The organism is Rhodococcus sp. BH5, assembly GCF_027583855.1.
GTDB classification, from domain to species: domain Bacteria; phylum Actinomycetota; class Actinomycetes; order Mycobacteriales; family Mycobacteriaceae; genus Rhodococcus_F; species Rhodococcus_F qingshengii.
Genome location: NZ_JAJHVW010000001.1, coordinates 135,742 through 153,635 on the forward strand (window position 1 = coordinate 135,742; position 17,894 = coordinate 153,635).

The 17,894-nt window shown below is 63.6% G+C and carries 17 protein-coding genes; 10 read left to right on the plus strand and 7 right to left on the minus strand.

The window, feature by feature from the left end; genetic code table 11:
- Positions 1-11: 11 nt before the first annotated feature.
- Positions 12-1,667: a GMC oxidoreductase gene (locus tag RhoBH5_RS00650; RefSeq protein WP_192712405.1), complete on the minus strand. Its 1,656-nt coding sequence runs from the start codon at positions 1,665-1,667 to the stop codon at positions 12-14.
- 203 nt (positions 1,668-1,870) lie between these two features.
- Here RhoBH5_RS00650 and RhoBH5_RS00655 point away from each other — a divergent pair, with 203 nt between their 5' ends.
- Complete coding sequence (locus tag RhoBH5_RS00655) at positions 1,871-2,251, plus strand: PPOX class F420-dependent oxidoreductase (protein WP_054188250.1); 381 nt, start codon at positions 1,871-1,873, stop codon at positions 2,249-2,251.
- A gap of 7 nt (positions 2,252-2,258) precedes the next feature.
- On the opposite strand, the gene RhoBH5_RS00660 is transcribed toward RhoBH5_RS00655, so the two are convergent.
- Genes RhoBH5_RS00660 through RhoBH5_RS00675 form a run of 4 tightly spaced genes read right to left on the minus strand, consistent with a single transcriptional unit; the run spans position 2,259 to position 6,837 of the window.
- Positions 2,259-3,164 carry a TIGR01777 family oxidoreductase gene (locus RhoBH5_RS00660; RefSeq protein WP_042919754.1) on the minus strand — a complete coding sequence of 302 codons (906 nt, stop codon included), beginning with the start codon at positions 3,162-3,164 and terminating at the stop codon, positions 2,259-2,261.
- A complete protein-coding gene (locus RhoBH5_RS00665) occupies positions 3,164-4,522 on the minus strand; it encodes a metallopeptidase TldD-related protein (RefSeq protein ID WP_192712406.1) in 1,359 nt (452 codons plus the stop codon). The genes RhoBH5_RS00660 and RhoBH5_RS00665 overlap by 1 nt, the downstream gene beginning before the upstream one ends.
- Positions 4,519-6,039, minus strand: coding sequence for a TldD/PmbA family protein (locus RhoBH5_RS00670; RefSeq protein WP_042919756.1), 1,521 nt, complete (start codon positions 6,037-6,039; stop codon positions 4,519-4,521). The genes RhoBH5_RS00665 and RhoBH5_RS00670 overlap by 4 nt, the downstream gene beginning before the upstream one ends.
- Before the next feature lie 30 nt (positions 6,040-6,069).
- Positions 6,070-6,837, minus strand: coding sequence for a TSUP family transporter (locus RhoBH5_RS00675; protein ID WP_030536361.1), 768 nt, complete (start codon positions 6,835-6,837; stop codon positions 6,070-6,072).
- A 38-nt stretch (positions 6,838-6,875) separates the two neighbouring features.
- Between RhoBH5_RS00675 and RhoBH5_RS00680 the strand changes: the two genes are divergently transcribed.
- Both RhoBH5_RS00680 and RhoBH5_RS00685 read left to right on the plus strand, forming a co-directional pair.
- The gene (locus tag RhoBH5_RS00680) at positions 6,876-8,039 is read left to right on the plus strand and encodes a sensor histidine kinase (RefSeq protein ID WP_030536362.1); all 1,164 of its coding nucleotides are present in this window, start codon (positions 6,876-6,878) and stop codon (positions 8,037-8,039) included.
- A gap of 57 nt (positions 8,040-8,096) precedes the next feature.
- Positions 8,097-8,756 carry a response regulator gene (locus tag RhoBH5_RS00685; protein WP_003945024.1) on the plus strand — a complete coding sequence of 220 codons (660 nt, stop codon included), beginning with the start codon at positions 8,097-8,099 and terminating at the stop codon, positions 8,754-8,756.
- 37 nt (positions 8,757-8,793) lie between these two features.
- On the opposite strand, the gene RhoBH5_RS00690 is transcribed toward RhoBH5_RS00685, so the two are convergent.
- On the minus strand, positions 8,794-9,453 hold the full coding sequence (locus RhoBH5_RS00690) for a hypothetical protein (RefSeq protein WP_003944837.1): 660 nt from the start codon (positions 9,451-9,453) through the stop codon (positions 8,794-8,796).
- 250 nt (positions 9,454-9,703) lie between these two features.
- Between RhoBH5_RS00690 and RhoBH5_RS00695 the strand changes: the two genes are divergently transcribed.
- The 6 genes from RhoBH5_RS00695 (at position 9,704) to RhoBH5_RS00720 (ending at position 16,405) form a co-directional block, all read left to right on the plus strand.
- Positions 9,704-10,264, plus strand: a complete 561-nt coding sequence (locus RhoBH5_RS00695; protein ID WP_003944915.1) for an FxsA family protein — start codon at positions 9,704-9,706, stop codon at positions 10,262-10,264.
- A gap of 12 nt (positions 10,265-10,276) precedes the next feature.
- Positions 10,277-11,911, plus strand: a complete 1,635-nt coding sequence (locus tag RhoBH5_RS00700) for an amidohydrolase (RefSeq protein WP_270007848.1) — start codon at positions 10,277-10,279, stop codon at positions 11,909-11,911.
- A gap of 37 nt (positions 11,912-11,948) precedes the next feature.
- Entirely contained in the window at positions 11,949-13,517 is a 1,569-nt protein-coding gene (gene lnt / locus RhoBH5_RS00705; RefSeq protein WP_042919976.1) for an apolipoprotein N-acyltransferase, read from the plus strand.
- Between the two features lie 92 nt (positions 13,518-13,609).
- Complete coding sequence (locus tag RhoBH5_RS00710) at positions 13,610-14,440, plus strand: hypothetical protein (protein ID WP_192712409.1); 831 nt, start codon at positions 13,610-13,612, stop codon at positions 14,438-14,440.
- Positions 14,441-14,576: 136 nt separating this feature from the next.
- The gene (locus tag RhoBH5_RS00715; protein WP_249342658.1) at positions 14,577-15,230 is read left to right on the plus strand and encodes a hypothetical protein; all 654 of its coding nucleotides are present in this window, start codon (positions 14,577-14,579) and stop codon (positions 15,228-15,230) included.
- A complete protein-coding gene (locus RhoBH5_RS00720) occupies positions 15,227-16,405 on the plus strand; it encodes a PrsW family intramembrane metalloprotease (protein WP_003944910.1) in 1,179 nt (392 codons plus the stop codon). The genes RhoBH5_RS00715 and RhoBH5_RS00720 overlap by 4 nt, the downstream gene beginning before the upstream one ends.
- 429 nt (positions 16,406-16,834) lie before the next feature.
- On the opposite strand, the gene RhoBH5_RS00725 is transcribed toward RhoBH5_RS00720, so the two are convergent.
- Entirely contained in the window at positions 16,835-17,173 is a 339-nt protein-coding gene (locus tag RhoBH5_RS00725; RefSeq protein WP_003944971.1) for an RNA polymerase-binding protein RbpA, read from the minus strand.
- 189 nt (positions 17,174-17,362) lie between these two features.
- On the opposite strand from RhoBH5_RS00725, the gene RhoBH5_RS00730 reads away from it, so the two are divergent.
- Complete coding sequence (locus RhoBH5_RS00730) at positions 17,363-17,719, plus strand: hypothetical protein (RefSeq protein WP_042450945.1); 357 nt, start codon at positions 17,363-17,365, stop codon at positions 17,717-17,719.
- Positions 17,720-17,894 lie beyond the last annotated feature (175 nt).

The window sequence follows — 17,894 nt, forward strand, 5'->3', positions numbered from 1 at the left end:
GCTGAAGTGAGTCAGCGTCCGGACTTGATGATCTGATCGATGTTCCGCTCCGCCAGAGCGGTGATGGTCAGTGACGGGTTGACGGTGCCGGTGCTGCCCGGAATAGCGGCGCCGTCCATCACGTACAGGCCGTCGTAGCCCTTGACTCGCCCGTAACCGTCGGTGGCCTTGCCCAGAACCGCACCGCCGAGGGGATGCGCGGTGAACGAGGAATTGACGTCCTTCGCGAACGGCAACGCCGACGGCAGCGTGGTGCCGGCGAAGGCCATCTTGTTCTGGACGGCGCGTAGTGCCTCGACGGTGGCGTCGTTGCCGTTCTTCGGCCAGTTCAGCACCACCCGATCGGAGCCGCCGTCGTAGGCGAAGTCGGCGCGCTGCGAGTCGAGGGTCATCCCCAATGTTCCGAGCATGCCGATGTTGACGGGCAAGCCGGGGACATACCAATTCTCGAGGGAGAGTGGCATTCCCGACTCGTCGACGATGCGTGATGCCGACGGTGAGGCTTGCGCAGTGCCGTCACTGAAGCCGAACGAGCGCACCATCCCGGCGTCGCCGTTCGTTCCCCAGCCCTTACCGACGTGTTCGTTGAGGTTCGGCAGCGCGCCCGTCGCCTGGGCGCGTACCAGCAGTTCGGAGGTGCCGATCGAGCCGGCGCCGAGGAACAGACGGTCACAGGTAAGAGTCTTCCGGGCCAGAACGCCACCCGTCGGATCCGTCGATTCGACGTCGACGACGTAGCGTCCATCACGTTCGCGACTGATCGCGAGCACCTGATGTCCGTAACAGACGGTGGCTCGTCCGGTGGCTTCGGCGGCGGGAATGTAGTTCTGTGTGAGGTCGAACTTCGCGCCGTTGGAGTTACCCATGTTGCTGTCACCGACAGTGGCCGAGGCTCGGGTTCGGCCGCCGAGTTCTGAGCGCACCACGTCCCAGTTCCAGATCCCGTCGATCCGCTGCGGATCGAATCCGGCACGACGAGCGTCCTGATCCCAACGACGCGAGTGGCCGAAGTTCGGGGTTTGGTAAATGTCTTCGGGCAACGGGCTCAGACGCAGCATCTGGCGCACTTTGGGGTACCAGGTGGACGCCATCTCGTCGTAGTCGAGGGAGTTGCCGAAGACTGCGTCGAAGAATCGGCGCTCGGGCGCGATCATCACGCCGGTGAAGATGATGGAACCACCGCCGACTGCAGCGCCGCGCCAGACCGAGATGTGTTCGTAGTCGGTGGCATCGAGGACGCCGCTGAAGTAGTCGCACACCACCGGGAGTCCGGTGAGGTTGGTGAACGATGTGCGCCGGAAAACTCCGCGGCCGTCGGCCAGCATGTCGGAGGTGTGAATCTCCCGTTGCGGATCATGCGGCCATCGGAGTCCGCGTTCGAGGATGGTGACCTGGGTGCCGCTCTGCGCCAACCGGAGAGCGGTGGCGCTTGCGCCGAATCCGGACCCGATGACGATGGCTTCGGAATGCTCCGGGGGAGTAGGAGATGGTGCGAACAACTCGGGGACGAGCGCGCGGTAGTGATCAGCACCCATCGGGAGCGCCCGCAGTGGTGCGGGGGTGGCGTGGCTGGTCGACGTCGACATGAGCGGCGCCGCGGCTGCAACTGCCGCCCCCGCCCCGGCGGCTTTGAAAAAGTCACGACGCTGCATGTCACGGCGCTGCATGTGTAAATTCGACTCCCCAGTTCGACGGTTTGCCTCGGAATAACTCGAGATGGAGTTCGGGGACGAAACGGCGTGTCTGACGTCATGAAGAACCGGATAAAACGTGCATAAGTGGCACTTCCTGGGTGGTACTGATCGGTCACCAGATAGTCGCGGAATCTTGTCGGTGTTCAGCGAGAGGCGCTCGCACCTATCCTCAAGGAGTGAACCCCGACTTCAAGCGCGTCTCCGAGGCCAAGTACGTCCTACTCACGACCTTCCGCAAGGATGGAACTCCGGTGGCGACTCCACTCTGGGCCGCGCCGGACGGCGACAAGCTCCTCATGTGGACCGTCACCGATTCCTACAAGGTCAAGCGCATCAGGCGAAACCCGTCGGTCACCGTCGCTGCGTGTGACGCTCGGGGAAATCCCAAGGGTGAACCGGTGGCCGCCGTCGCCGAGATCCTCGACGGACCGGGCACCGATCATGCTCGCGACGCGATAGCACGTCGGTACGGAATCCTCGGCTGGATCACCATGAAAGGCAGTCTCCTGCGCCGCGGCAAGACCGGAACGATCGGACTTGCCATCACTGCAGCCTGACCGCGCGTCAGTTGCCGAGCAGATCGTCCAACGCTGAATCGAACCGCGGATACGTGAAGGGGAAGCCTTTGTCCGCCAACACTTTCGATACGGCATGACGACCCGTCAGGCCCAGGGCAGCGTCGCTGCGAAGAAGGAACGCGCCGAATCTGACCATGAAAGCGGGCGTCGGCGGCGCAGGTGGCCGGTGAAGGTGCTTGCGCAGCCCGGCCATCAGCTCTGAGTTTCGGACGGGATCCGGAGCCGTCGCGATGACCACCCCCGAGGCAGCCGAAACGGGTTCGAGTGCCCAACGAACGATCGACAGCCAGTCCTCGATGTGAATCCAACTGGTCCACTGCCTACCCGAGGCGACGCGTCCGCCCAGTCCGAGACGCACGAGCAACAGCAATCGCTCGAGCGCCGGTGTGCCCTTCTCCAACACGACACTGGTTCGCAGGATCACCACTCGTGACGCGTTTGCACCCTCGACCGCTGCCTCCCAGTCCTTTGCGACGTCGGTCATCTGAGGTGGCCCGTCAGCGAGGGGAGAATCCTCGTCCAATCGTGCCTCACCCGCATCGCCGTAGATCGCGAGCGTGCTCGCCTGGATCCACACCGGAACAGGGTTCGCCAGTAGTTTCGACGCTTCGACCAGCGCGCGGGTCGGATCGACCCGGGAGTTGGTGAGTAGTGCGATGTTTGCCGGGGTGGGTCGGCGATCGACCAACTCGCCGGCCAGATTGATCACCGCGGCGCCGCCGAGTTCTCCCGCCCAGTCGCCCACCGTGACACCGTCCCACTGAACCTGCCTGTGCCTGCCAGGTTTCGGTGAGCGAGTCAGGACCACGACGTCATACCCACGGTCCGCGAGATCGTCGCTGATCCGGCGGCCGAGAGCGCCGGTGCCGCCGGCGATCACGACCTTCGTCATCACTGCGCCTGGCTGACCGAGGACATGTGGAAGTCGGGAATCCGCATGGGCGGCATGGCCGTGCGGGTGAACCAATCTTTCCACTCCCGGGGAAGCGTGATCTCGGTACGTCCAGCCTCGGTGACCCGCCGCAGGAGATCGAGAGGGCTCTCGTTGAAACGGAAGTTGTTGACGGCGCCGACGATCTTGCCGTCCTCGATCAAATACACCCCGTCACGGGTGAGTCCGGTCAACAGCAGCGTCGTCGGATCCACCTCACGGATGTACCAGAGGGTTGTGAGCAGTAGACCCTTCTCGGTACCTGCGATCATGTCCTCGATCGAGGTGTCGTCACCACCGGTCAGGACGAGATTGTCGCCGGGAACTGCGACAGGTCGACCGAATTCTCGTGCAGCGTGGCGCGGGTACGCCAGCGCATTGACGACGCCGTCTCGGACCCAGTCGACGGGTTCGATCTCCATACCGTTGTCGAACAGTGAGACGGATTCACTCGACGACGTCGTGATCACGAACGGCGCGGATTGCAAGCCCTCGGCGCCGGGGTCGGAGGTGAGTGTCAGTGGCAATCCGAGCTTCTCGCCGATCCGGGTACCACCGGTGGTGGACAGTGCGGTGTGGCCCTCTTCGGCGCCGCGACCCTCCATGGTCCACATCAGATAGATCATCAGGTCCGCCACAGCCGACGGCGGAAGAATTGTCTCGTAGCGGCCGGCAGGCAGACTGACGGAGTTACCCGCCCAGTCGAGTCGAGTGGTCAACTGCGACAAGAGCTTCGGTATCGAGATATCGCTGAAATCGACAGTTCCGGATCCGACCCAGGCGCTGGCGTCGCCGCGCTTGCCGTTGATTTCCACGGAGCCGGTGGCCTGAGCCGTTCTACGTCGCACGCCCGTCGAAGTGCCGAGCCAGGTGGTGTGCAACTGGTGGTGAGCGAAGCCGAACAACTGGTCGCCGCCGTCGAAGGCCGTGGACAGGTCGGCAGCCAACGGCGCAAAGACATCGATGTCGGTCAGGGCGGCCGGCAGGTCCCAGTCGGTCTCCGCCGCCGACTGCGTGATCAGGTCGGACGCGTCGTCAGCCGGAGTGGCTGTGCGCGCAGCTTCTTCGCTTGCCTGTACGAGTGCGGAAATCTGCTCCGGATCGACACTGCTGGAACTGACAGTGCCCACCTTCGCGATGTCACCCTCGCGCACGATCGAGATCACCGTCCACGTCCGGGACAGCGAAACTCCGTTGGTGGTCATCGAATTGTTGGCCCACCGCAGCGACGCCTCACTCGCATCGGTCACGATCACCAACGATTCGTCTACCGTCCTCGCGGCCAGTGCACGCTCGACGACCTGCTGCGGATCGATCACTGCTGAGCCTCCGAACGAGTGTTGAGGATGTTGACTCCGCGGAAGAGTGCGGACGGGCAGCCGTGGCTGACCGCCGCAACCTGACCGGGTTGCGCCTTGCCGCAGTTGAATGCGCCTTGCAGACGCCAGGTCGACTCACCGCCGACGGCTTCCATCGAGCCCCAGAAATCCGTCGTCGTCGCCTGATACGCCACGTCGCGCACCTGACCGTCGAGCTTTCCGTCACGGATCTTGAAGAACCGCTGACCGGTGAACTGGAAGTTGTAGCGCTGCATGTCGATCGACCAGGACTTGTCTCCGACGACGTAGATGCCGTTCTCGACTCGCGAGATCAGGTCTGCGGTCGACGTGTCCGTGTGAGGATCGGGGGAGAGCGAGACGTTGGCCATACGCTGGATGGGAACGTGATGTGCGGAGTCGGCGTACGAGCAACCGTTGGAACGCGTCAGCCCCAGCCTCGGCGCGAACACGCGGTCTAGTTGATACCCGACCAGTGTTCCCTCTGCCACCAGATCCCACCGTTGAGAGGCGACGCCGTCGTCGTCGAATCCGACGCTGGCCAGGCCGTGCTCTTCGTTACGATCGGCGGTCACGTGCATGAGTGGCGTTCCGTATTTCAGCGTTCCCAGCTTGTCCGGCGTCGCGAACGACGTACCGGCGTAGGCCGCTTCGTAGCCGATCGCGCGGTCGTATTCGGTGGCGTGTCCGATGGATTCGTGGATCGTGAGCCACAGATTGGTCGGATCGATCACGAGGTCGGTCGGACCTGCTTCGACGGTCGGTGCCTTGGTCTTCTCGGCCAGCCACTCCGGGATCTGCGCGAGCTCATCGCCCCAGTTCCATGTGCTCTCCGCCCCGAGGTACTCCCATCCGCGGCCTACCGGCGGCGCCAAGGTGCGCATCGATTCGAAGCTGCCGGCCGACTTGTCGACGGCGGTCGCCTCGAACTCGGGGTGCAGACGCACCCGTTGCTGGGTGATCGACGAACCGGCCAGATCCGCGTAGAAGGTCTGCTCCTTGACCTGGAGGACACTCGCCGTGACGTGATCCACGCCGTCGGCGGCTTGAAGCCGTCCGGAGTAGTCGACCAGCAGGCCTACCTTCTCGGCCGTCGGTGTCGCGAAGGGATCTTCGAGGTACGGCGACACCCACGTCGCGTCGGCGTAGACGGGCTCGTCGGCGAGGGTGACCGGATCCCGATTGAGCGAGCGCAATGCCTTCGCGACCTCGACCGCTTGGCGTGCCAGCGCAGCAGCGACATCGGGGGACACCTCGGCGTGCGAGGCGAATCCCCACGTGCCGTCGACGATCACACGGACGGCGACCCCGATCTCGTCTCCGTCGGACACCGCCTGAACTACGCCGTCGCGCAACCTGATCGACTGTGTGAGCACGCGGTGGACACGAACATCGGCGTGCTGGGCGCCGGCCGTTCTCGCTGCCGACAGCGCCGCATCAGCGACAGCTCGCAGCGGGAGGGCGAGGAAATCTGCATCGACATCTCGGGTGACGGTCACGCACACGACGCTAGCCGACGACCGCCGATCTCAGCCGAACTGCTGCCATCCGAGGCGAATCACCATGGCGATCACGACCACCAACAGCGTGATCCGCACGAATCCGGATCCCTTGCTCAGCGCCATCCGCGAACCGATGACCGCGCCGAGAACGTTGCACACCGCCATCGCCAAACCCAAACTCCACCAGACATGCCCGGTGACGGCGAAGTAGGCGAGCGCGCCGAAATTGGAACCGAGATTGATCACCTTCGCCATCGCTGCGCTCCGAACGAATTCGGTTCCGAGGAAGGTCGCGAAGCTGATGATGAGGAAGGTGCCGGTGCCGGGTCCGAGCAGACCGTCGTAGAGGCCGATGAGTCCGGCGGAGAGCAGCAGGACGAGGACGGTCTTGCGCTGCGTCGGACGATGGGTCGCGATCGTGGTGCCCAGCGTCGGACGCATGGTCACGAAGACGGCGACGGCGACGAGGACGACCATCACGATCGGAATGAAGTACTTCTTGTCGATCAGCGAAACGGCCGCCGCCCCGCACGCGGCCGTCACCGCAGCCAACGCGGCTGCCGGCGCCATCTGCCGCCACTCCATCGGGATTCGACGGGAGAACGTGTACACCGCAGCACTCGTCCCGGTGAATGCCGTCAATTTATTGGTGGCCAGTGCCGCCTGTGGGGTCAATTGGGGTGCGACCAGAAAGAGCGCCGGCAACAGAATCAATCCACCGCCGCCGACCACGGCGTCGACCCAACCCGCCGCCGTCGCTGCCGTCATCAGCAGTCCCCAATCAGCAATATCCACGGCGGTGACTCTTTCACAGCTGTGACACTCTTGAGCACATGCGGAGGTTCAGCCTGTGGCTGCGAGGAAAGCCGATGATCGCGGACAGCGCGCTGGCGCTCGTGTTCTTCGCGCTCGAGGTAGTCACGTTCGTCAGTTCGCCGCGTGAGGAGCGGTGGCCTCAGCTCGTCGTCGGATTTCTGATCTGCCTTCCCGTCGTGTGGCGTCGCAAATATCCGCGTGTGTCCGCTGCGTCCATTTTGTCGATGTCGTACTTCGCAACCTTGATGATGTGGGCGACCGGGGATCCGGCTGCGGAACATCCAGGCCTGTTGGCGCTCGGGGTCTCGCTCTACACACTCGTTGCGTATGTCGATCGACGCACCGGGGCGATTTTCGCGTGCTTCCTTGCCCTGGACATGACACTCTCGTTGCTCGTCATCCGCGAAGACGTGATCCTCACGATCATCATCGCGACCCTGCTCTATGCACTGGCCTGGATCACCGCCGAGTTCTTGAGCGCCCGCCGCGCCTACGACGAGGAAGTGGCCGCCAGACTCGAAGTGGCCGAATACGAACGGGATCGGCGTGCCGAGGATGCGGTGGCCACGGAAAGAACCCGAATCGCCCGCGAACTCCACGATGTCGTCGCCCACGCGGTCAGCGTGATGATCGTCCAGGCGGACGGCGCGTCGTATGCGGTCGATTCCAATCCCGCGTTGGCCAAGAAGGCGCTCGGCAACATCTCCAGCACCGGACGCGACGCCCTTGCCGAGCTTCGCCGGACCGTCTCGCTGCTGCGCACCGAGGTCAGTAGTGATGCGATGCCGCAACACGGAACTGCCGGCATCGCCAAGGTCGTCGAGATGATGCGGGCCGCTGGTCTCGGCGTGCGCCTCGAGCTGACCGGCGAGCTCGACGACGTCAGTCCTTCAGTCAGCCTGGGAATTCATCGCCTCGTTCAGGAATCACTGACCAATGTCCTCCGCCACGCCGGCGCAAACCCGAAGGCACGAGTCACCGTGCGCCGCACCGACACCGCGGTACTACTCGAGGTCGTCGACAACGGAACGTCGAGTTCGACCTTCTCCCACGGTTCGGGGAATGGACTGGTCGGAATGCGTGAGCGGGTGGCGGTACTGCACGGGACGCTCGAGACCGGACGACGCCCCGACGGCAGTTGGCGTGTGTACGCAGAGCTGCCGCTCGAGATCCACGATTGATACCGGCTCGCCGCAATCGCATTGGCACCGACGTCTCAGGCCCGATAGGTTTACGCCGTGCCCATCACCGTGCTGCTAGTCGACGACCAGGAACTCATGCGGATGGGCCTGAACATGGTGCTCGAAGCACATGAAGACATCTCGGTTATCGGTGAGGCCGGCGACGGGGCCGCGGCGGTCGCAGCGGCGGTGGCGCTGAAGCCTGACGTCGTGTTGATGGATGTGCGGATGCCGATTGTCGACGGGGTGAAAGCGACCGAGCAGATTCTTGCCTCCGGGATCGAATCCAGGGTCCTGGTGATGACGACCTTCGACCTGGACGAACACGCTCTCGGTGCCTTGCGCGCCGGAGCCAGCGGCTTCCTTCTCAAGGACACCCCGCCCGAGGATCTCGTGTCGGCAATCCGCAGCGTGGCAGCCGGTGACGCGGTTGTTTCCCCGAAGGTGACACGTCGTCTGCTGTCGAGGTTCATCGTGGACGGTCCAGCGCCCCGGCGCGATCCGGTAGTTCTCGACGTCCTGACCGAACGCGAACGCGAAGTCCTCGGACACGTGGCCACGGGGCTGTCGAACATCGAGATCGCACAGCAGCTGTACCTGTCCGAATCGACGATCAAGTCGCACGTCGGACGCATTCTGACCAAACTCGATCTGCGTGATCGTGTGCAGGCTGTGGTGCTGGCCTACGAGACCGGACTGGTGACTCCGGGCGCGTAGGCCAGCCGCCTGTCAGGCAGCGAGCGTTTCGCTCTGCTCAAGCATCAAAAGCGCCCACTGTTGGCAGCACGATGCAGGTCTTCCCGTCTGCGTAATCGACATTGCCGAACAGAGCGGCAAACACCTTGCCGTCACCGGTGTCGACGACCTTCGAGAGCAACGGCGTATCGAGTACGGGCAACTTCTCGTCCAACGGGACGATGCCGCCCTTGAACGTGCCGACGTTGATCCAGGCAACACTCAACCCGGAGGTCTTGGGTATGCCGACGTAACCCGGGATTGCCTGGAACCGGAGATGGTCGGCCTCGACCCACGGCGGCAACGGGAAGTTCGGACCGGCCTGTGCGGAGCTGAGGGTGACGGTGACGGGTTCACCGGCCACGCCACACCCGACCGTCGGTGCGGGGTACATGAACGACTGCGGCTTGGTGACGCCGATGTCCGGGAGATCGAGAGCGGTCGTGATCTGATCAGCGCCTGCCGTGCCGATCAACTGCTGAACAGCAGCAGAGGCTTCGGGGGAGATGGCTGCGGCCTGCGCGATCAGTGCGGCAATTCCTTCGGGTACCACCGGTTCTGCGGCCGCGGTTCCCGCGCTGATCATCGCGCTGCCGGCGGTGAGTGCCACGACGGCGGCAGTGCCGGCGATGGCAGCGGGAATGCGTCGGGCGAGTGTCTTGCCGGGGAGTCGGCTCATGTCGGGCTCCTTCATTTCATGAGGCCGGGAAATGCGGTCCGAAGTGACTTGACCATGCGCAGAGTCTCAACGTCAACTTGAGGTTTAGAATCGTTAGCGGAGCGTTAGTTAACGCCAGGCAAGTCGCACGTGCGTGAGAGAAGGCCCGTGTGACTCACGGCACCCACCTGTTTTGCACCTCTGCGTCGTTGTCGGGAGAAAAACCGGCCTCTCGAGCGTTGAACGAATAGACCGTCTGAAAGGGGACGTCATGATCGCCGCCGTATTTCTCCTCTACGTGATCGTCGAGATCGCAGCCTTGGTCATCGTGGGCAACGCCATCGGTGTCGCCTGGACAGTGCTGCTGTTTCTCGCCGGATCGCTTGTCGGATTGATCCTCATGCGCTCGCAGTGGCGACGGGTCATGGACGGGTTCCGTAAGGCCACGCGGGGTGAGGGATCGCCGTCACTGGCGGTCGCCGACGGCGCCTTGGTCGCGGCGGGCTCCGCGTTGATGTTCGTACCCGGACTCGTGACTTCGGTTCTGGGCCTGCTGCTTCTGATTCCGCCGACCCGCTGGGCGCTGCGCCCGCTTGCAGTGCTCCTGGCAGGTAAGCGCGCAGCAGCATTTGCCGCCGGTGGTGACGCCTTCGCCGGAACCGTCGGCTACGCGGCGCGGATGCGCGGAAACGGCGAGGTGATCGACGGCGAGATCATCGTCGAGACACCCGAAACCACCGAGTACGTCGCCAGCAACGGCAAGGAACTCGTCCTCGAGGGTGAGATTCTGGACACGGATACACCCACCCGTTCGCGGGGGCCGCAGTACTAACAGGCAGACTGGGTGCTCGTGACTACTCGTCTGCTGGTCAACGGCCGGATCTACAGTTCATTTGCACCTGACGCGACCTCGATCGCCATCACCGACGGCACCGTCGTGTGGGTCGGCGACGAGCGCGCCGGACGGGCGTTGCACCCCGCCGCGGAGATCGAAGACCTGGGTGGTGCGTTTGTCACTCCCGGGTTCGTCGACACCCACGTACACATCACCGCACTGGGACTCAATCTCGTCGGCCTCGATCTCGTGGGCGCGAACTCTCTGGACGAATGTCTCTCGCGAGTACGAACATTCGCAGCCGCGAACCCCGAAACTGCCCATCCCGACGCAGTCATCTGGGGACACGGTTGGGACGACACCGAGTGGGCCGAGCAGACCCCGCCGTCGACCGCAGATCTCGACGCGGCCGCCCCTGGCCGCAAGGTGTATCTCTCGCGGATCGACGTTCACTCGGCCGCGTGCTCGAGCGCATTGCGCGACGGGATCTCCGGCCTCGCCGACACCGCTGGATACTCAGCCGAAGGCCCGTTGACGTTCGACGCACACCACCTGGCGCGCAATTCCGCTCGGAATCTGCTGACGGAAACTCAGCGCGCGTCTGCTCGTACCGCTGCGCTCGATCTCTGCGCCTCACGCGGAATCGTGGCCGTTCACGAGTGCGGGGGACCGGACATCTCGGGATTGACCGATTTCCAGGAACTGTTGGCCCACGATCACGGCGTGGAGGTTCGGGGCTACTGGGGTGAGCGTGTCGACAGCGAAGAGGATGCTCGCGCGCTCCTCGACAAAACCGGAGCAGACGGACTCGGCGGGGATCTCTTCATCGACGGCTCGCTCGGTTCGCATACCGCGTGGTTGCTCGAACCCTATGCAGACCAACCTGATTCGACGGGCAATGCCTACCTCGACGTCGACGCGATCGCCGCACACATCCGGGCCTGTACCCTCGCGGGCGTCCAGGCCGGGTTCCATGCCATCGGTGACGGCGCCGTCTCGTCGGCAGCTGCCGCGTTCCGCAGGGTCGCCGACGAACTGGGTGGCCCCAAGGTCGCCGCGTTGGGTCACCGCCTCGAGCACGCGGAAATGATGTCTATGGCCGACGCGGAAACCTTTGCCGCCTTGGGTGTCATCGCTAGCGTCCAACCAGTGTTCGACGCACTGTGGGGTGGCACCGACGGTCTTTACGCCACGCGCCTGGGAGTAGAGCGCGCAGCAGCGTTGAATCCGTTTGCACCTGCTGCCGGTAAGGGTGTCTCGCTCGCATTCAGCTCCGACGCCCCGGTCACCCCCATCGAGCCGTGGGCGATGCTGCGCGCCGCTGTCCAGCACCGCACCGACGGAAGTGGAATCTCGCCGCGTGCGGCCTTCTCCGCGGCCACTCGCGGCGCCTGGCGCGCGGGCGGAGTGCGGGACGGCGCCGCGGGAACCCTCAATCCGGGCGCACCGGCCTCCTACGTGTTGTGGGAGGCAGGCGAACTCGAAGTGAGCGCACCCGCCGACTCGGTTCAGCGATGGTCTACCGATCCGCGCTCGCGCGTACCCGCTCTGCCGAGGCTGGCGGAAGATGCGCCGATCCCGGTCTGCATCAAGTCGGTGCATCGCGGACGCGTCGTCTATCAGCGCGGCTCGTCGAGTGAGTGAGGCCGGCGCAGAGGCGTCTGTCGGTGATCGCTCCCGTGTGAGCGCTGTGCTCACCGGTTCCGCATGGCTACGTTCGCTCTACGCGACCGCTGGTGGATTCCTGATCTTCGCAGGGTTCCCACCCCGCCCGCTGTGGTTCTTGGCGCCCGTCGGGATCGCTCTTCTGACGTGTGTGTTGACGAACTTCGGGCGCGGCGGACTGCGCCTTCGTGCCGGCTTCGGTTACGGATACTTGGCCGGTCTCGGATTTCTGGTGCCGTTGCTTCCGTGGATCGGTGTGTTCGTAGGTGCGGTCCCGTGGATCGCGTTGGCCGCGGTGGAGTCGTTGTTCATCGGACTGTTCGGGCTGCTTGCGGTTCTGGTGGCGAGGTTGCCATGGGCACCCTTGTGGATTGCTGCGACCTGGACGCTCACCGAGTGGCTTCGTTCCAGCGTTCCTTTCGGCGGATTTCCTTGGGGCAGGCTCGCATTCGGTCAATCCGAAGGGTGGCTCCTCCCTCTTGCGAGTGTCGGCGGTGCGCCGCTGCTCAGCTTCGCGGTGGCCCTGACCGGTACCGGCTTGGCAGCAGTTGCAGTCGCTGTCGCGGCCAAACGATGGGACCGAGGATTCTTCGGAGCTGTTGCCGCTGCCCTCGTGCCCGTGATCATTGCTCTCGTGGTGTCGCCGTTCTTGTCCACCATGGATTCCGGTGATCGAACGATCACCGTCGCCGCCATTCAGGGAAGCGTTCCGAGGTTGGGCTTGGACTTCAACTCGCAACGCAAGCAGGTCCTCGACAACCATGTCGCCGAAACCGTGAAACTTGCTGCCGAGGTGGACGCGGGCCGCGTCGATCAGCCTGACGTCGTGATCTGGCCGGAGAACGCCTCGGACATCGACCCCCTGCGAAACGCCGATGCCGCTGCCGACATCACCCGGGCCTCCGAAGCGATCGGAGCGCCGATTCTTGTCGGCACCGTACTCGTGAATGCCGATCGTACGACCACCAATTCGGTGATCGTGTGGGACGGCGCCAACGGTCCTCAGGAACAGCACGACAAGAAGATCATTCAGCCGTTCGGCGAATACCTGCCCTACCGAAGCTTCTTCCGGAACTTCTCCTCGTACGCCGATCGCGCGGGCAATTTCGTTCCCGGCGAGGGCAACGGCGTTGTCCATGCAGCGGGGGTACCCATCGGTGTCGCGACTTGTTACGAGGTGGCGTTCGACCGGGCGTTCCAGGAATCGGTGCGCAACGGTGCACAGTTGCTGGCGGTACCGACCAACAACGCTACTTTCGGGGACACCGAGATGACCTATCAGCAGCTGGCAATGTCGCGTGTGCGGGCAGTCGAGCACGGCCGCGCCGTCGTTGTCGCCGCAACCAGTGGTGTCAGCGCCATTATCGCTCCCGACGGTGCGGTGACTTCGCAAACCGACCTGTTCGTGCCGGCGGCCCTGGTGGCGAAGGTGCCGCTCTCGACCAGCTCCACCCTTGCCAGCCGAGTAGGTCCGGTGCCGGAGATCGTGCTCAGCATCATCGCGGTCGGCGCGATTGCCATGGCAGTGCTGGCCCGGCGCCGAGATCAGGCTGAGCACTCACCCGAGGAGACCGCGGCAATCTGAGCCGAGCATCGGATATTAGGGCTGCCGATGTTCCGAGGAGCGCCTACGCGGGTACTCGCTGTGCCACCCGTTCCTGCGTAAGGCGGCTTCTTGTGACCGAGCCTGAGAAAACCGAGCCAGACAAGTCCGAGCCCCGGGATGCAGTTCACAAAACCAGTGTCGTCGACGCGGTTCTGCAGTCACCGCTCGCCGGCCTGTCGCCGTGGATCTTGCTGTCCTTGCTCTCCGGGCCGGGAAGGTTCGAGGAATCCGCGGCCGCAGCCCTCGGGTTGTCGCTGCTGATCTTGGCGGCCAGTCACCGGCGCGGCGGCACCGTGAAGCTGTTGGAGGTCTTCGACGTCGTGTTCTTCGGCGTTCTGGCGGCCATCGGCCTCCTCGCGTCGGCGAACACGATTCGGTGGTTCGAACTCTGGGGAGGCGAACTGACCAACATCGCGCTGGTGGTCTTTGCCTTCGGATCGATCCTGCTCCGCAATCCTTTCACTTTGCAGTACGCGAAAGAGTCGACGCCCGAAGAGTATTGGACGACGCCACTGTTTCTGCACATCAACTACGTCATTACGGCGGTGTGGGCTCTCGCCTTCACCTGGTCGGCCGTAGTGGGCCTGTTCGGAGACGCACTGCTGCACGACGGTGACAACTTCTGGACCGGATGGATTCTGCAGTTGCTCGGAACCTTCTTCGCGATCTCCTTCACCGAGTGGTACCCCGAGTATGCGCCGAACAAGGCCGCTCAGGCTCAGGGCCTCGAAACCGAACCACCGCAGTCGATTTTCAGGCTGTTCGACTTTTTGCCGGTGTTCGTAGCCGTGACCGGCATCGCGGGGTTGGTGACCGACTCCGTTTCCGTGACCGCAGGCGTCACGTTGATTCTGGTCGGCGTGTTCGGACATCTGGCGATGCGACGGTTCACCGTCGACTAGGAGCTCTCGGTGATCTCGCGCCTACGGGAACTTGGTGCACGATCGTCTCGATGACCGGCAGGTGCCGGCTGATGCACGGAATTTGTCCGTTTCTGCGATAGTCAGTACACCTGCCGTGCAATGGAAACGAGGGAAATTGAGCGCTATTTCGAGTACTGCACACAAGCACGAGCCCCTACACGGAAGACGTCCACCAGCGGATCACCGCTTCCTCGGATTCGACACACGAGTCTTTCCACACGCCCTCGCGATCTTGGCGGTGTGGATGCTCTGGACCGTGATCGTGCCCGCCATCGATTCCGCTGTCTCCTCCGAAGATCCAACCGGAGCCGGAGACCGGATGGCCGTGACCGAAACGGTCTCCTTCGCCGCACCTGCGGGCTGGAATGTCGACAGTGGTTTCCGAACCGACCAACATGGCGCGTCCGATTCGCTCCCACGTGTGACGTTGACCGATGGCACCGTCACCGTGAGCGTCGACGCCGACACATTCAGTGGAACTGCCGACGAGCTCCTCTCCCAAACAGATGCCGTGAGTCTTGCGACGAACGGCAGTTCCGTGCTTGCGGTCTCCGGTGCGCGCCAGCCGATCAGCACCGCCGGGGGTCTGGGCGGCGTCCAGGTCAGCTTTGACACTCCGCGGTCCGCCGGATCGGTGACCACATTCGTCGTCGACGGCAAGGGAATTCGGGTACAGGTAGTCGGCCCACCCGATCAGATCGCCGCCCGCAGTCGAGAAATCACCGACATGATCGCCTCTATCGGCACACACGAGGGAGACACCAAGTGAGCACCGATCTCCTCGAAACCCGCTCCCGCGCATTCGATACGACGGCCTGGGGCGAGAAATTTCACTTCTTCCAGCCACGCAACGTCGTGTTCTGGATATACCTGTGGATGTGCGGATTCGGCCTCGTCAAAGGCTGGCAGATGTTTGCTCCCTTCGCCGGATACTTCGGGCGCGCACTCCTCGTTGCCGGCATCGTCGGCGTCATCAGCGCCGCGGTCTGGACATGGTGGTTCCGGCACATCGACCGCTACGAACGCCAACCCGTAGGACTAGTGGTCACCGGCTTCATCTGGGGCGCCACCGCAGCAACGTTCACTATCGCAGTACCCGCGAACGGAGCAGTCGGTTCGCTCTACTCGAAGATTTTCGGGCAGGTATGGGCTCAGGACTGGCATGCGGGCCTCTCTGCACCCTTCGTGGAGGAAACCGCCAAAGGCATCGGCATCGTAGTCCTCCTCGCGCTTGCACCACGCCTGGTGCGCACCGCAACCGACGGCCTGCTCCTCGGTGCTTTCATCGGCTTGGGATTTCAGACCAGCGAAGACTTTCTGTACTCGATTGCCGGCGCAACACAGGGCTTCGGCGCCCACCAAACCGACGGCCTGCTCGGTTCCATCGCCACCCGCACCTACTCCGACATCGTCTCTCATCCCCTGTTCACCGCCCTTTTCTGCGCCGGCGTGATCTATCTGATCGGCACCCCGGCCCAGCCCCGGCGGATCGGACGCGGATTGGCGTTGATCGTGGCACCCATCCTGATCCACGGCGTGTGGGATTCCATGCTCGCGATCGCCGGCGGCAGCAGTTCGCTCGTGTTCGTCATCATGATCGGCGACATCGTCTTCGCGTTCACTGCCTTGTGGATCGCGTTCGTCTGGGCGCACCCACGTGAATCCCACTTCGTCCGTGACATTCTCGCCCCGGAAATCGAGTCCGGCGTCCTGACCGACGCCGAGGTGACAGCCGCCGGCGGATGGCGACAACAACGCACTTACGCGAAAGCCGCACCCACTCGCACCGAACGTCGCCAACGACGACATATCGTTCGTGCCGCGCTGGATCTGTGCAGCGACCTAGCTGTCAGCAAGGGCGACGACAGCCCCCAGGTCGTCGAATCACGCAACGAAATCACCCGCCTCCGCCAAGGAACCGCGGCACAGAGCATCACTCGGTGACCGGGAAGTAGCGGAAGAACCGTTCAGCACCGCAAAACATTCACCCACACCCCAGTCGGCCGGGTTGCTTGCCATCGTCACTTGGCAAGCAACCCGGCCGAGTGACTGGGCTACCAGTTCACTCCGTATCGAAGTTTGGTGTACCGAAGTTTGGTGTGTCGCGGGGTGGGGGATACAGCTCACACTGGTGCACGAAGCAGTGCCGATGGTTCTCCAGCGCAAGTCCAGGATTTGCGCACTGTCGGCCCGCGAGTGCGCCTGGATGCTGAATGACGTTGCCCTGAAGTGTCTTTGAGGACCGCGAAGCATCCTGAAGTTGCCACGTCGAAGAAGGGCCGAAGTATGACGTCGACTTGTGAACGATCACTCCCCGAAGAACGAGAAAGACCGCCCGGTGTAGAACCGGACGGTCTTGATCGAAGTGCTAGTTCATGCGCCGCGACGCTTGGCCTTCAGCAAATCGAGACGCTCTTTGAGGAGCTCTTCGAGTTCCTCGACCGAGCGACGCTCGAGCAGCATGTCCCAGTGGGTGCGGGGAGGCTTGACCTTCTTGGCTTCGGGAGCAGTCCCCTCCATGAGGGTGCCTTCGAGGCCGTTTCGGCACAACCAGGTGCCGGGGATCTCGGCTTCGTCCGCGAACGGGATGTCGAAGATCTCGCCGTTCTCGCACTTGTACTTGGCCATACGACGGGGCGCGAGGTCATGGTCACGGTCGGTCTCGTAGCTCACAGCTCCGAGTCGGCTACCTCGAAGTACGCGATCTGCCATGGTGGTGTCCTCTCTTCGTTCGTCACCGCTGGTGGGCGCCCTGACTTGGGGAGTAGACGCTCACACTCATCTACAACGCCACGAGCACCCGATTGGTTCCCGTGTGGCGAGAAGACGCAACCTCTCCATCTTACCGGGTACCGTGCGCGTTCATCGAAGGCGTCCGAATCTCGAGTACAGTGTCGATTCATGGCTGAGAGCACACGCGTCGGATCACCGCAGTCTGCGCGTTCGGGAAACCCGTGTGTGTGGTGTGGTCGAGAGGTCGCGGTGACCGGTGTCGGTCGTCGACGCCGGTACTGCAGCCAGTCTTGTCGACAGCGTGCGTACGAGCAGCGCAATGCCGTCAAGGGCACGTCGATCCCGGCTGACGCCGTCATCTTGACCGCAGTCGAAGCGGTCGAACTCGTGGATCGGATGTTCGAGGTCCGATGCGCTGCCGAAGATGTGGCGACAGCAGTTGCCGAGGGCGCAGAGAGTTCAGAGCTCACACAGTTGTGTGAACGGTTGACCGAACTTGCCCGCGAAGCCGAACGTTTCCGGTAGAGCAGGTGTGGGCAACCGGTTTCTAGCCTTGCGTCGAGCACTGCAACACTGCGGCGCTCCTGACGCCTGACGACGACAAATTTTGATCCTGAGTTCGGACCTTCGGGGAGGTTCGGACTTCGAAGCGACCCTTCGTCGAGGTCGATGACCTTCGGCTGCGCTCTCGCAGGATCGC

Bases quoted from the DNA above. Each gene is read 5' to 3' on its own strand.
- RhoBH5_RS00650 (WP_192712405.1), bottom strand. From the start codon at position 1,667: ATGCAGCGCCGTGACATGCAGCGTCGTGACTTTTTCAAAGCCGCCGGG.
- RhoBH5_RS00660 (WP_042919754.1), bottom strand. From the start codon at position 3,164: ATGACGAAGGTCGTGATCGCCGGCGGCACCGGCGCTCTCGGCCGCCGG.
- RhoBH5_RS00680 (WP_030536362.1), top strand. From the start codon at position 6,876: ATGCGGAGGTTCAGCCTGTGGCTGCGAGGAAAGCCGATGATCGCGGAC.
- RhoBH5_RS00690 (WP_003944837.1), bottom strand. From the start codon at position 9,453: ATGAGCCGACTCCCCGGCAAGACACTCGCCCGACGCATTCCCGCTGCC.
- RhoBH5_RS00695 (WP_003944915.1), top strand. From the start codon at position 9,704: ATGATCGCCGCCGTATTTCTCCTCTACGTGATCGTCGAGATCGCAGCC.
- RhoBH5_RS00725 (WP_003944971.1), bottom strand. From the start codon at position 17,173: ATGGCAGATCGCGTACTTCGAGGTAGCCGACTCGGAGCTGTGAGCTAC.
- RhoBH5_RS00730 (WP_042450945.1), top strand. From the start codon at position 17,363: ATGGCTGAGAGCACACGCGTCGGATCACCGCAGTCTGCGCGTTCGGGA.